This is a genomic window from Rubritalea sp. (assembly GCF_051252225.1).
Lineage (GTDB): Bacteria > Verrucomicrobiota > Verrucomicrobiia > Verrucomicrobiales > Akkermansiaceae > Rubritalea.
Genome location: NZ_JBPOGE010000012.1, coordinates 1 through 13,988 on the forward strand (window position 1 = coordinate 1; position 13,988 = coordinate 13,988).

10 protein-coding genes are annotated in these 13,988 nt (G+C 49.7%); 6 read left to right on the forward strand and 4 right to left on the reverse strand.

Annotation, left to right across the window (positions count from 1 at the left end):
• Window positions 1–179: 179 nt before the first annotated feature.
• The 3 genes from ACSHX2_RS11180 to ACSHX2_RS11190 form a co-directional block, all read right to left on the reverse strand.
• Entirely contained in the window at window positions 180–1,244 is a 1,065-nt protein-coding gene (locus ACSHX2_RS11180; protein ID WP_435693033.1) for a TIGR00341 family protein, read from the reverse strand.
• Between the two features lie 166 nt (window positions 1,245–1,410).
• Complete coding sequence (locus ACSHX2_RS11185) at window positions 1,411–3,114, reverse strand: ATP-binding protein (protein WP_435693034.1); 1,704 nt, start codon at window positions 3,112–3,114, stop codon at window positions 1,411–1,413.
• 7 nt (window positions 3,115–3,121) lie between these two features.
• The gene (locus tag ACSHX2_RS11190; protein ID WP_435693035.1) at window positions 3,122–4,201 is read right to left on the reverse strand and encodes a CNNM domain-containing protein; all 1,080 of its coding nucleotides are present in this window, start codon (window positions 4,199–4,201) and stop codon (window positions 3,122–3,124) included.
• 282 nt (window positions 4,202–4,483) lie between these two features.
• Here ACSHX2_RS11190 and ACSHX2_RS11195 point away from each other — a divergent pair, with 282 nt between their 5' ends.
• The 6 genes from ACSHX2_RS11195 to alaS all read left to right on the forward strand — a co-directional run bounded on the left by ACSHX2_RS11195 (window position 4,484) and on the right by alaS (window position 10,948).
• Window positions 4,484–4,750 carry a DUF4212 domain-containing protein gene (locus tag ACSHX2_RS11195; RefSeq protein WP_435693036.1) on the forward strand — a complete coding sequence of 89 codons (267 nt, stop codon included), beginning with the start codon at window positions 4,484–4,486 and terminating at the stop codon, window positions 4,748–4,750.
• A 41-nt stretch (window positions 4,751–4,791) separates the two neighbouring features.
• The gene (locus tag ACSHX2_RS11200) at window positions 4,792–6,615 is read left to right on the forward strand and encodes a sodium:solute symporter family protein (RefSeq protein ID WP_435693037.1); all 1,824 of its coding nucleotides are present in this window, start codon (window positions 4,792–4,794) and stop codon (window positions 6,613–6,615) included.
• A gap of 97 nt (window positions 6,616–6,712) precedes the next feature.
• The gene (locus ACSHX2_RS11205) at window positions 6,713–7,264 is read left to right on the forward strand and encodes a hypothetical protein (protein ID WP_435693038.1); all 552 of its coding nucleotides are present in this window, start codon (window positions 6,713–6,715) and stop codon (window positions 7,262–7,264) included.
• Window positions 7,265–7,286: 22 nt separating this feature from the next.
• Window positions 7,287–7,418, forward strand: coding sequence for a GYF domain-containing protein (locus ACSHX2_RS11210; protein ID WP_435693039.1), 132 nt, complete (start codon window positions 7,287–7,289; stop codon window positions 7,416–7,418).
• Entirely contained in the window at window positions 7,415–7,996 is a 582-nt protein-coding gene (locus tag ACSHX2_RS11215) for a hypothetical protein (RefSeq protein WP_435693040.1), read from the forward strand. Before ACSHX2_RS11210 ends, ACSHX2_RS11215 begins: the two co-directional genes overlap by 4 nt.
• Before the next feature lie 126 nt (window positions 7,997–8,122).
• Window positions 8,123–10,948: an alanine--tRNA ligase gene (gene alaS, locus ACSHX2_RS11220; protein ID WP_435693041.1), complete on the forward strand. Its 2,826-nt coding sequence runs from the start codon at window positions 8,123–8,125 to the stop codon at window positions 10,946–10,948.
• Window positions 10,949–11,139: 191 nt separating this feature from the next.
• Here the strand turns inward: alaS and rnr are convergent, their stop codons facing one another.
• Window positions 11,140–13,302: a ribonuclease R gene (gene rnr, locus ACSHX2_RS11225; RefSeq protein ID WP_435693042.1), complete on the reverse strand. Its 2,163-nt coding sequence runs from the start codon at window positions 13,300–13,302 to the stop codon at window positions 11,140–11,142.
• Between the last annotated feature and the right edge of the window lie 686 nt (window positions 13,303–13,988).

Genomic DNA, 13,988 nt, shown 5'->3' on the forward strand with positions numbered 1-13,988 from the left:
TGGAGTGATTTCCTGGTCAATCAAGGCGTGACGAAGGAGCGGTGCGAGCACCGTGACTGAGGAATAACGCAGATTCATCAGGATAGCGCCCAGCCTTCACTTCTTCCGCATCGCGCTATTCCCCAAGCTTCAGTAAAATCACATTTGTCTCTTTTGGAACTCAGTCTGGTATAAGCCCCTTACCTCACTATGCCAGGCATCTCCCGAGGTACGCGAGTAGACGAAATGATCGGCGCACTCTGGGCCGCACGTACTGTGAGCTGCGTATCCGCGCCCATGTGATTTTTCACCATCTTTTCTAGATCATCAATTAACACCTGACGCACAGGTCTGTCTGCTAACAAAAAGATCTTCACCTCAACAATCCCGAAATCCCCGGTACGTAGACCACGTATCAAATCCACACCCTTTTCTTGTTCAGCGCGCTGATAGAGAGCTGACCAGAGCTCCTCAGGCAGCGGGTAAGAAGCTGGTCTACTCTGACCTATTTTGACCTGATCTATCAGGCGATAGGCCAAAGGAGCCATGCCGAGAACCCCAAGCACAACCAAGCCAGTAATAATCCGCTTCATGCTCAACGCCACTTTATGATCTAGATCCTTCGTCTTCAGACCGTGCAGGCGAAACACCATTGCACTCCCTAACACGATCATCACTACATTGGTAAGAAGCAGAATAAATGCACCCAAAGCCACGGACCAATCCTGCGATCCCAAGGCGATACCCGACGCTGTCAGCGGAGGTACTAAAGCCACTGCAATAGCCACTCCTGGCAGAGCCCCTGACATTTTAGGTCTCGCTAGTGCGTAAGCAGCAGCCACACCTGCAAAAAATGCGATGAACAGATCGAGGATATTCGCTGAGCCCCTACTCGCCACTTGTTGGGTAAGTTCACTCCCGGGAATCAACACGCGCAGTAAAAAACCTAAAACTAAGCCCACGACCACCCCGCGCCACATCGACTGCAAAGCAGTCCTCAGCAGATCATAATTCCCCTGCACCAAACCTAGTCCAATCGCAATCAGCGGGGTCATTAAGGGAGCTACCAACATTGCTCCGATCACCACCGCTACAGAATCTTGCAGCAACCCCAGCCCCGCGAGCAAAACGGAGCAACCTAGCATCACGCCAAAGTTCACGCTCCACGCCGAGCCATCTCGCAACTGCTCCTCCAACCCCACTCGCTCGTCATCTGACAAAGAAGGAAAGAGTTCCATCATACTCATAGCTTTAATAATGGACATTTTTCGGGGTGTTTCTTCCATGAAGGCACAGACACTAGGGACACTAATGTCACAGTCAAGCAATGCCCTCTCAGAAGGCATCACAGAGATTTCATGATTTTACGCGCCCAGTTTGGGAGCAACCAGCGCACCTCAACCGGCACTCATACCATCCCAGAGCACCCCCCTAATTCCCCATTCCCAGCCCTTCTGGGATCAGACTCGCATCGGTCGCTTCGTCAGCGGCGATCTGCATTTGGAAGCGCAGGATCTCGAGCGACACGGGTGGCCGGTACTCTTTGAGGCAAGAAAGCAGAGCCTCCATATCGCTCAAGTTCTGAGTCTTTTTGATTCGATAAGCCTTCACAGCAAGTGTCTCAGCTGCTCCAGGAGTGAGTAATTCAGGCACGTATGCTTCTAGCTCTTCGTAGTCACTGTCGGCTATTGTTAGCTTGCGGCGCTTGCAGAGGGCCTGGATTAACTCAAAGCCCTCCTTGGCATTGAGCGATGGAAAGAGCGGGATCTTCACATCTATACGCCCAGGGCGTTTGAGATCTACTTCGATCAGGTCCGGTCGACTCGACGCGAGAACCCACATGATTTTCCCTCGATTGCGCGTGTTCGACATTTCCTTCGCCATCATCGAATAAACACGCGACGAGACACCCGAGTCGCCCGACCCGCTCTCACGCTTGCCGAGTGCCTGGTCTGCCTCATCGACAAACACAATGCAGCGCCCGAGCGCATGCAGCAGGGAAAATATTTTTTCTAAATTCGCCTCAGTCGAGCCCACCCACTTATCGCGGAAGTTGCGCATGGTTACCACCGGGACGCCAGCCTCCCCAGCCAAGCATTCAGCAAGGTAGGTCTTCCCAGTGCCCACTGGCCCACAGAATAGGTACCCCATTGGCAGAGCTTCTAACTCACCCTGCTTCCAGAGTGAAATATCTTGGCGCAGCCATTGTTTCACACCATCGAGGCCCACGATATTTTCAAGGGAACGATCGGGCTCGACAAAGTCGATCAGCCCCTTGTTCTCGCGCTCCACGAGCTGCTTTTTCAGCATGGAGAGCCGCCCCTCACTCAGGGCTTCGCCATCATGTTGGGCACGTAATAATAATTGCTCTATCGCTGTACCGCTTGCCCCTAACAACCTCTCAGCGACCAATCCAGTTTCCCCCTCATATTGCTCGAGAGGCTTTGGGCATTTCACCCGCAAAAAATCTAACAACCCGACAATCTGCCCAGAGTCTGGCAATGGCACCTCGACAGCACTCACGCGGCTACTTTCTGCCACTAAGGGATGTAAGCCGTTAAGGTTTTCAGAAATAAGGAATGCGGCCTGACCGAACTCTTGAAGACGAGCTTCTGACGCCCAACCTCGTAACAATGAAGCCATCGAGCTGAGATCGTAATTCAAGAGATTAGGAATCGCTGGGCACACAAGATGCGCTTGTTTTACAATGACCGCTACCCGCGGCGCCCTGCGCCCCATGATTTGTAAGTTACGACAATACTGTAAATAATGCGTGATGAAGCGCACCGCTTCTAGTGGCTCGTGTGGCATTTCTGGAGTCTCCTCTAACGAGGGCCATTCGCGAAACTTCTCTCCACCTCTCTCTATTCTCAAACCAAAGCCTAAGTCATAACTGAGCACCACCTCAAACTGCGGGACTAAAGTCTCCTGCACGAAGTCGCTCAAACTGCCCAACTTTATCTTCCGCCCACCATGCCCTAACAGCAGACGATCATTCACATTGCCATGTAGCACAAAGCAACCAGCCGTCCTACTCTCGTAGGACGCTATCACCTCTTTTGACCAAGTAGGAAGTTCCATCACCCCTACAAGCTCACCGATCTCCCCCCCTCTCGGCAACTCTATTCTAACCAATTTTAGATTAGTTCACTTCCTTTGTCGCGTCATCCTCTATGCCCATAGCTTTAGAACGCTGGGCCCATAGCTTACGAGCGAGAACCTGCATGTCTTCATTCCGGTCTCCCTCATCGACTATTTCCATCCCGAGCAATGTCTCTACGACATCTTCCATAGAAACCACACCTTCCATCCCGCCAAACTCATCCACTACGAGCATGAGATGCTGCCTCTGCTGTGTCATCACTTTGAAAACCTGATAAATCGAATCCTGACTAGAAGTCGCATTTATAGGACGAATATAATCCACGAGAGTTTTGTTAGCGTCCTCGTTTTTAAGCTTTGCCGACATCAGGTCACTTTTTAAGACAAATCCAGTAATGTGATCTCTGTCCTTATCAAAGACTGGCACGCGGGAAAAAGGCTTCGACATCGAATCTGCTAGGAAATCATCCACCGAGTTCGATTGACGCATAGCATACACCACCGTACGCGGAGTCATCACGTCTCTCACCTTGGTCGACTGAAACGAAAGTAAATTTTTAAGAATGAGGCTTTCCTCATTCTTAAGCTCTCCCGACTGGCTCACAATATCAGCCATCGCAGCCAATTCAGCCTTACTCACTGCAGCACCATGCCCACTTCCCCCGAACATCTTCGTGATCATCTTTAGCACTGGCAGTGGCCACGGCGGAAGATAGGTAAGCACCCAGATCATAATACGTAAGACATAAGTCGTAGGAGATGCCAACGTACGCCAGAGTCTAGCACCCAAAGTCTTCGGGATAATTTCAGAGAGGATCAAGACTAACAGCGTAAGTACACCGGCAAAAATAGCTTCACCTGTATCATTATAGAGCACTTTCCACTGCGCACCCGCACCTGCAGCGCCCATCGTGTGAGCAATGGTATTTAAAGTGAGAATAGCTGAAAGCGGTTCATCCACCTCCTTCTTCATCTTGGCTAGCCGCACAGCGTACTTCTTCCCTGAAGTCAGCTCATGCTGGATAAAACCCGGAGTGATCGAAAGCAACACAGCTTCCAGAACAGAGCACAAAAAGGAAACCCCTAAGGCTAAGACAACATAAAATACTAACAGTCCCATTTTGGTAAGTTATAGAATAACGTTAGAGGTTACTTGAAACGAGCTAACGAAAAAATGCTGAGCTAGATTAAAGAGATTAGAAATCGGTTTGGAAAGTTGACTCACAGTGATTTGGTTGATCTGGCGGAAGATAGCACGGGCTCCACTCGACTCAAGTTTAAAGGATTCACTCCCTTTTTTTGCAGGAAATCATAAACACCTATTTAAATTCCTTCATTTCCTTCCTTGTCACGGATTCCCCTAACACTTAAGAGTTCTGGACTAACTTCTAAACAAATCCTTATGAAAGCTGACCACCCACGCAGGCACCGCGCCGCTTGCTTACGCCTCGTCCTCACACTTCTCGCTGTGTGGTTTTTTGTCAGCCTAGGTTGCGGAGTTCTCTTCCGTGATTGGTTAGACGCCAACATGCCTAGTGTAGGTACTGCTCCATTCGGCTTCTGGATGGCTCAGCAAGGCTCCATCATCGCCTTCATCCTCATTCTATTGGTCTATGCTTGGGCCATGAATAAGCTCGATGAAAAACACGGTTATACCGAAGAAGACTAATAGCTACTTCGAAGCTCACACTCTTTACCTACCAACTAGCCATGTCCCAAGACACACTAAATTTCATCTTCATCGGCCTTACCTTCGCGGTCTATGTCGTCATAGCCGTGCGCTCGCGCGCTTCTTCCACTAAGGAATACTACACTGCAGGTGGAGGCGTCTCCCCCTTCGCTAACGGTATGGCTACCGCTGCTGACTGGATGTCTGCTGCGACCTTCATCTCCATGGCTGGCGGCATTGCCGCATCGGGTTATGATGCTTCACGCTTTCTTATGGGATGGACTGGCGGTTTCGTGCTCCTCACTGTTCTCATGGTTCCTTACCTCCGCAAGTTCGGTAAAGCCACTGTCCCAGATTTCCTAGGTGACCGATACTACTCTAAGCTAGCACGAGGAGTCGGCGTCATCTGTGCCATCTTTATCTGCATGACCTACATCATGGGACAGATGAATGGTGTGGGCGTGGTATTCTCTCAGCTTTTTGGCATTTCACTCACTAAGGGCGTGCTCATCGGTGGCTTCATCGTTTTCTTCTACGCCGGCCTCGGCGGCATGAAAGGAATCACCTACACACAGGTCGCCCAGTACTGTGTGATGGCATTTGCCTACACCATCCCAGCCGTCTTCATCGCCATCGCCATGACTAACAACGTCATCCCTCAGTTCGGACTCATTGGCGAATACACCGCTGGCTCTGGGGATCCCGTCCCTTTCCTTCAGAAGCTCGACTCGCTCAATACCGAGCTTGGATTTGACCGATACACCGAAGGGAAAATGAGCACCATAGACATGTTCTGTGTCACAGCAGCGCTCATGTTTGGCACCGCAGGACTTCCCCATGTCATCGTGCGTTTCTTTACCGTAAAAAATGTAAAAGCTGTGCGTAAATCCGCCTGCTGGACACTACTATTCATCGGAGTCATCTACCTCACAGCTCCAACTATCGGCGCATTTGCCCGCGTCAACCTCATCGAGTCACTCCACCAGACCCCCTACAAAGAAGCTCCAGCATGGCTCAGCGACTTTGAACAAACTGACCAAATGGCATGGGTCGACAAAAATGGCGACGGTAAGATCCAGTACTATGGACCTGCCAAATCTGACTCTGGGAAAAATAGCGTATTCCAAGCAAAAAAACCTATCTACCCTGCTGACTCCGCACCTCTGGAACAACGCATTGGAGTGAATGGCGAACGCCTCCTATCCGTCAAAGCAGACATGACCAACCCGAACGAACTCTGGTTCGGTAAAGACATCATGGTCATGGCTAACCCACAGATGGCGGGTCTCCCGAAATGGGTAATCGCCCTTCTCATGGCTGGTTGTATCGCGGCAGCCCTCTCCACAGCAGCAGGCCTCTTACTCGTTCTTTCCACCTCCATTTCTCACGATTTGATGAAGAAAATCGTTAAGCCGAATCTCAGTGACAAAGAAGAAGTTAGATATGCACGTATCGCCTCCTTCGTTGCCCTCTCAATAGCTGCCTGGTTCGGGATCAACCCACCATCCACCTTCATTGCTGAGACTGTAGCGCTAGCATTCGGCCTCGCAGCATCCTCGTTCTTCCCGACACTGCTCATGGGTATCTTCTCCAAGCGGGTTAACAAAGAAGGAGCCATTGCAGGCATGATCTGTGGTATCGGATTTACTATCGGCTACATCATTTACTTCCAGTTCCTTGATGCTCCAAAGGACCAGCTCTTACTAGGCATAAGCCCTGCGGGTATTGGCTTCGTCGGAATGCTTATTAACTTCGCGGTGACCTTCATCGTCTCAGCTTTCACCCCTCCTCCTCCAAAAGAAGTACAGGAAATGGTAGAGAGCATTCATATCCCTAGCGGCGCCAGTGAAGCCAGCCACCACTAACAGTGGCGTTCATTTTTTATTCGACAAAAAGATGTCAACTTATTAGCCCTATTTCTAACAATTCACCTCGAGTTGTTAGAACGTGTGATCTCCTGCTATGGCTAAATGTAACTATTGTAATACCTCCACATTCATAGGTGGAAAGCGTGACGGCAAACTCTTCTTTTGTGACCAGTCATGTAATACATCCTATTACCTCATGCCCTATGCGGACTCTGTCCCCAAAGAAAAAATGCATGAAATGGTAATGGCTGTGTATAACGGTAATTGCCCTCGCTGTCGCAAAAAAAATGGACCTGTAGATGTACACAAAGCCTATCGAGTCTGGTCAGCAATCTTACTCACGTCCTATAGCACCCATCCCGTCCCAACCTGTAAGAGCTGCGCAGTCAAACGCCAGCTCGGCTCCATAGCTTTCTCTGGCTCATTGGGATGGTGGGGATTTCCAAGTGGCCTCATAATGACGCCCATCCAGCTACTCAAGAATACTGCAGCTATCTTTCAGAACCCCCAGAAAAATGGCCCTACTGAAATGCTGACGAAACACGTCAAATGGACCATCGGCGAGAGAATAGCTCTTGAGCAAGCACAGCAGCCAAGCCCACCACCACTCCCATCAGCTAGGCCATCTCCGCCACCATTACCCTAAAAACTTCTACTATTTTTTTCTCATGCAAGCGAACCCATGGTTCTACACGCACACAGGCCAGCGCCAAGGCCCTGTGTCTGACGATGAAATCCGCCAACTCATCATTGAGCGTAAATTCAGCCTGACTCCTGTTCACTCTGGCAGAATGACATGAGTTCCTGGGTAGCCATCAAAGACATCGAAGCCTTCCGGCCAACTTTCGAGCTGATTGAAGGACTCAAGGAGCAACCCCAAGCTCAGCCACAAAAATCCTACTGTAGTATAGGCGCCTTACTCGATGCACGGAGAGAAAGTAAGCAAAAGATTAGCATCTTCTACAAACACCCATCACTGGCATTTTTCTTAAAAATAAGCATAGCACTCTCTGCAGCTACTCTCACCTGGGCATGGTTCAACGAATACAACAAAACCCCCTACTGGAACGCCTCACTTCTCTCTATCTTCGTCACTTTACTGTTTGCTGGATCATGCACTGACAGGCCCTTAAAAGAACGTAGTTTTGCTGGATCTTTATGCGCCCTGAGCTTTGTCGTTGCCTGGTATCTAGGATACCTCACTAACCATGGAGCGAAGGTAGGTGAATCTCTCATTAGCTCAATGTTCGTCAACAATCCCTTCTCTTTTATAATACACCACATCGATGCTAGTAGAGCCGCCATTATACTCGTCACCTTTGCCTTCCCATATCTATACTTGGGTTTGATATACAAACTCCCATGGCGCTACCACTAGTTCGGTGCTATCCCCCCAGAAAACCCTTGAAACTCAGCCGCTGAGACCCTACTTCCTCGGGCACCAAATCGACAGACGAGCACGGCTCGGCTGCTCGCCATTATTCATCTATAGATAAGGGACATCATGACCGCTAACGAAATCCGCCAATCATTCTTCGACTTTTTCAAGGAGCAAAAGCACACTGTTGTGCCTTCCGCCTCCTTGCTTCCACAGTCTCCTGGCCTGCTCTTCACCAATGCGGGGATGAACCAGTTTGTCCCTTATTTCCTCGGTACTGAGAAAGCCCCCTATGATCCTCCGCGTGCTACGGACACTCAGAAATGCATCCGTGCAGGTGGCAAGCACAATGACCTCGATGATGTCGGCTACGACACTTACCACCACACCATGTTCGAGATGCTAGGTAACTGGTCATTTGGTGATTATTTTAAACCTGAAGCTATCCAGTGGAGCTGGGACTTGATCGTAGAGCGTTGGGGCTTCCCCGCTGAGCGCCTCTATGCATCGGTCTACCGTCCTGATAAATCACTCGGAGATCCGTCCGAATTCGACCAAGAAGCATACGACCTCTGGGCTAAGCTTTTTAAATCAAAAGGGCTCGATCCAGTGAAGCACGTTGTCGACGGCAACAAAGCGGACAACTTCTGGATGATGGGTGAGACGGGTCCATGTGGACCATGTTCAGAACTCCACGTAGATCTCACACCAAATGGCGACTCCGAAGGCAAGCTCGTCAACATGGACTCTGATCTCTGCATCGAGATATGGAACCTCGTATTCATTCAATACAATGCGGAAGCAGACGGAACCTTCCGCAACCTTCCTGCGAAACATGTCGACACAGGAATGGGCTTCGAGCGCGTTTGCTCGATCTATCAAGGCACCAACGGATTCAAGGATTTCTCCAAGAAGCCAACAAACTACGCTACCGACGTCTTCACCCCACTCTTTGCTAAGCTCGAAGAAATTTCTGGCAAGAAGTACCAAGACATTTACCCAGAGTCTGTCGAAGTAGATAAATCCATACTCTCTCAAGAGATGAAAGAGGCGATCGCTTTCCGCGTCATTGCCGACCACATCCGTACACTTTCCTTCTCTATTGCCGATGGCATCCAGCCAGGAAACACCGGCCGTAACTACGTGCTCCGCCGTATCTTGCGACGCGCAGTTAGATACGGTCGCACGCTCGGCTTCACTGGAGACTCCCTCTTCCTTACTCAGCTTGTCGACACGCTCGTCGACCAAATGCAGCACATCTTCCCTGAAATGGGCACTCGCCGCGAAGCAATCAAAGAAACGCTCACGCGCGAGGAAGAATCCTTCAACCGCACCCTCGACCGCGGACTCGGCATCTTCGACAAAGAAGCTGGAAAAGGAAAGATTTCTGGCGACTTCGCCTTCGAACTCTATGACACCTATGGCTTCCCGATCGATCTCACCGAACTCCTCTGTCAGGAGCGCAAACTCGAGATCGACATGGCTGGATTCGAGAAACGCATGGACGAAGCTCGCACACTTTCCCAAGCATCTCAGAAAAAAACCATCGTTCGCGCCCTCGACATTTCCTCAGACGTAGAAACCGAATTCACTGGCTACGATGAAGACTCTAGCGAAGCGAAAGTACTCGAAATCTACGAGAGCGGTGACGCTCTGCTAGTGATCACTGATCGCTCACCATACTACGTAGAAATGGGTGGCCAGCTCGGCGACAAAGGGATTCTTACACCATTCAAGGACGGTGAATTTGGCACAGCTATCGAAGTGAACTCTGTTCAAAGAATCGGCCAAGCCATCGCTCACGAGATTCCTAAATCCGAAATTCAAGTGGGTGACACTGTTGCCCTCACAGTCGAGGTTAAGCGCCGTCGCCGTATCGAATCTCACCACACTGCGACTCACCTCCTTCACTGGGCTCTACACGAAGTAGTTTCACCAGATGCTACCCAGCAAGGCTCACTAGTCACCACCGACCGCCTCCGCTTCGACTTCACCTCTGGCGCTCTCACGCCTAAACAAATTTCTGAAATCGAAATCAAAGTGAACGAAAAGATCGCTGAGAACTCCGGAGTTTTCTATAACGAAGTGCCACACGCTGACGTCAAAAACCGCAAGGACATCATGCAGTTCTTCGGTGACAAGTACGGCGAGATGGTACGTGTCGTGCAGATCGGCGGCAACGAACTCGGACTCGATGGCTACGCCATGGAACTCTGCGGCGGAACCCACCTAGACAACACCTCCGACATCGGCATCTTCAAAATAAAATCCGAAAGCGCTATCGCCTCTGGCGTCCGCCGAATCGAAGCCGCATGCGGTGTAGCAGCCTACGACTGGGCACGCAGCATTGCTGAAAAGAACGCTCATGAAGAAGAAGAGCTCAGAGCAAAACTCGACACTATCAATACCGGTTTCAAGGCTGTAGGAGCGGAAGAAGTTCACTACCCTGAAGAAGCGCGCATCATGTCAGCCATGCTTGCTGCCGGGACCTTCGATCAGCTCAACACCGTTTTCAATAACTCTCTAAAGCACATCCAGGGTCTTCGCGACACCGTGACTGCTGCAGATAAAAAGTTGAAAAAAGCTCAAGCTGGAGCTGCTGCCGCAATGGCTGATGCAGCCCTCGTCGAGCTCTTAGAAAAAGGTGGCAACATCGCAGAAATCTTCGAAGGACCAGCAAACATGCTCCAAGAGCTACTAAACGGCCTCAAGAAAAAGCAATTCACGGGCGCTGGCTTCATGATCGTCGACGACGGCTCACGCCTCCACCTCGGAGCATTCTGCGGTGCAGACGCCCAAGCCTCTGGCCTCCAAGCAGGCAAGCTCATCCAAGAGCTCGGCCCTATCGCTGGCGGCAAAGGCGGCGGCAAGCCAGACCAAGCACGCGGCGCGGCCCCCGAACGCGACAAAGCCAGCGACCTCCTCGCAGCAGCTCAAGCGAAACTCAGCTAGATGGGTAGGGCGGCTTCGCCGAAGACGCAGCCTCGGTAAAACATCTCAAACACAAAAGGGCTGATAGAACATTCTATCGGCCCTTTTTCTATAATATCAACTACTGCCCACCTCCGGTAGATTCCAGTTCACTATGGGGTGTACTTTCTAAAGTGAACCTCATCACGGGTTCTTAACATGGCATTGCGGTCTTAGGCCGCTTGCTTTTTGCCGCGCCTTCTAGGACTGCGCTTTCTCGGGGCTCTCTCCGAGCGTTGCTTGTTAGATGGGAGAGTGAAGTCTAGGCGCTGCTTCTCTGCGTCTACTTTGGCAATAACGACCTGCACTTGATCGCCAAGCTTAAAGACACGTCCTTGGCGCTGCCCTCTCGCAATATTTTTGACTGGATCAAATTGATAGTAGTCATCCTTGAGGAGTGAGAAGGGAATCATCCCTCTGAGTCCTAGATCGGGAATACTGATAGATAAGCCAATGTTTCTTACTTCAGTAACCAGAGCAGTGTAACGTTGACGCGTTTTGTTTTCCAACTGCGCGCTTAAGTAGGAGTAGAGTTTCAAGTTTTTACTATCCCGCTCAGCATCCGTGGAATTACGTTCTTTGCTAGTAATGTGAAGAGCTATGTCCTCCATACTAATATCTTGGGACTCACCAAACAGACTACGATGAACCACTAAATCAGCATAGCGGCGGATAGGTGATGTGAAATGCGTATAGAATGTTTTAGCTAAGCCATAGTGCCCTTCCGGTTTTGCAGCATAACGTGCTTTCATAAGCGATCTTAGAAAACCAATTTTCAGAACTGGCCCGATAGGGTGTTCGTGCAGACGCTTAAAGAGTTTTTGAACTTCGCTCGTCTTAGTGAGGTCGCCACATTGGATGCCATGCTTGCGTACTTCAACACGGTATTCTGCAAGCCTTTCGAAATCAGGTTCTTCATGTACTCGGTGAAGACTTGGTCGTTTTAATTTATGCAGATGTCTCGCTACAGATTCATTTGCCAAGAGCATGAATTCCTCGATCAGTTGGTGGGAAGCATCATAATCGACGGCTTCGAGGTTTTTGATACACCCTTCGTTATCTAGGTGGATCTTTGTTTCAGGAAAATCCATATCTAGCGAGCCCGCTTGAATTCGGCGTTGTCTAATTTTTGAAGCCAGTTCGTTTGCACAATGAAGCATGTGCTCAAGAGGCTTACTAGGACTACTCTCGATAACATCCATCGCTTGTTCATAGCTGTAGCGGTGCTTCGAGTGAATAACAGCCGGGTAGAAGCTTGACCGAAGTACTTTACCTTCATCAGTGATGAGAAACTCCACACACTTCGTCAAGCGATCTACATTTGGCATGAGAGAGCAGAGATGGTTGCTAAGAGCCTCAGGCAGCATCGGGATAACTCGGTCTACAAGGTAGGTGGAGTTTGCCCGTAATTGCGCTTCTTTATCAATTGCTGAACCAGCTTTTACATAGTGGGAGACATCTGCAATGTGAACACACAACTTCCAACGGCCTTTTCCAGCTCGGGTGAGTGAAAAGGCGTCATCAAAGTCCTTTGCGTCTACAGGATCAATAGTGATTACTGGATGAGATCGGCAATCTGTGCGATCTGTCAGGTCCTTTTTGGAAACTGTAGAGCCTAGTCTCTTCACCTCCTTGAGCACCGCTGCGGGGAACTCTGCAGATAAATCATACTGACGTAACACGCCTAGCATATCCACTCCTCTAGCGCCTGCAGGCCCATGTGTCTCGGTTATTTCCCCCTGTGGGATGTCACGGGATGAACTCCATTTTTTGAGCTCTACGAGTACCTTATCACCAGCCTTGGCTCCGCCTTTTCCTCTTTTCGGGGAAGGGACTTGGAATGCTTGAGAGACGCGTGAATCATCAAGGGCAACGAAATACGAAGAATCCCGATATTCTAATGTGCCCACAAACTTACTGCGATTTCGCTCAAGAATTTTTACCACTGCCCCTGTAGGCCTGGGTTTACTTTTTGAACGAGCCGCCGGGGACTGAGAACTCTTCAGTAGCTTGACCTGAACACGGTCTCCATTAAACGCAGTGCCTGTTTGATTCGCGGAAATTACGATTTCCTCTGCATCCGTTGCGTCAGGCTGGACGAATCCACGTCCTTGAGCAGTGATTTGAATACGTCCTGAGACTAGATTTCTCGCCTTTGATCGGGAGGCGTTTTTTTGCTGCGCACCTTTGGAAACACGCTCTTTTTTAGGCTTTCCTACTGGCTTCTGGTTCTTTTGATCTGATGCTTTTCTGAGCCCTAAAGTCGTAAGGATTTGGGTGAGCTTGGATGAGTTATGGCTGGGTTTATTCAACACAGACAATATAGAATGTTTCATTTATTGGGTGATTCAATCTTGAAAGTATCGCTGATCTAGCTCCAAGAAAAATTGGGTATAGAGCTCTATTGCTCTGGCGTGAATACAGCCCAACACTGGTCAAAATAGATTCAACAAGCATTATAAATGCGCTCTAGCAACTTCATCGTGCGCAAAGGACTGAATAATCAGCGGGGTGAGGTTACTCCTTAAACTAAAAAATCAGAGCGAATAACCGTGAAATAAAAACTAAAAAAGTATGTCGCTTTGTTGCTGACGACAGGCGGACGATGTCAGAACTTCCTTATATCTCAAGACTTATTTACACAGGTAGGCGGAACCACTACTTACCCCAATCCTTCTGCCTTACTCATGTAGCCCAAGAGAGGCACTCGATTATATTCTGTGGCAATAGTTGCACCACAGAATAAATGGAGTCAGCTAGAGTGTTTGATTAGAGGGTACAGCGTTGGTGGTGCAGGAAAGGATTCCAAGCTAGGATAGGCGTGATAAGTGAGCGGATTTCCATCCGTGAATGAAGAATAACGAAGCCATACGCAGAAAGGCTTTCCAGCCCGAAGGATACCAATCGTCAACAACGATCTATACTCGCAAATCTAAAGAATAAATAGCTCACACACCGACAGCGGGAGGTGCCGGAGGTGCCCTAAATATCATCTATGACAGAAAAACTATCCACGCCCGCT

Coding starts and splice junctions, on each gene's coding strand:
- ACSHX2_RS11190 (WP_435693035.1), bottom strand. CDS start 4,201: ATGGGACTGTTAGTATTTTATGTTGTCTTAGCCTTAGGGGTTTCCTTT.
- ACSHX2_RS11205 (WP_435693038.1), top strand. CDS start 6,713: ATGGCTAAATGTAACTATTGTAATACCTCCACATTCATAGGTGGAAAG.
- ACSHX2_RS11180 (WP_435693033.1), bottom strand. CDS start 1,244: ATGTCCATTATTAAAGCTATGAGTATGATGGAACTCTTTCCTTCTTTG.
- ACSHX2_RS11210 (WP_435693039.1), top strand. CDS start 7,287: ATGCAAGCGAACCCATGGTTCTACACGCACACAGGCCAGCGCCAAGGC.
- ACSHX2_RS11195 (WP_435693036.1), top strand. CDS start 4,484: ATGAAAGCTGACCACCCACGCAGGCACCGCGCCGCTTGCTTACGCCTC.
- alaS (WP_435693041.1), top strand. CDS start 8,123: ATGACCGCTAACGAAATCCGCCAATCATTCTTCGACTTTTTCAAGGAG.
- rnr (WP_435693042.1), bottom strand. CDS start 13,302: ATGAAACATTCTATATTGTCTGTGTTGAATAAACCCAGCCATAACTCA.
- ACSHX2_RS11215 (WP_435693040.1), top strand. CDS start 7,415: ATGAGTTCCTGGGTAGCCATCAAAGACATCGAAGCCTTCCGGCCAACT.
- ACSHX2_RS11200 (WP_435693037.1), top strand. CDS start 4,792: ATGTCCCAAGACACACTAAATTTCATCTTCATCGGCCTTACCTTCGCG.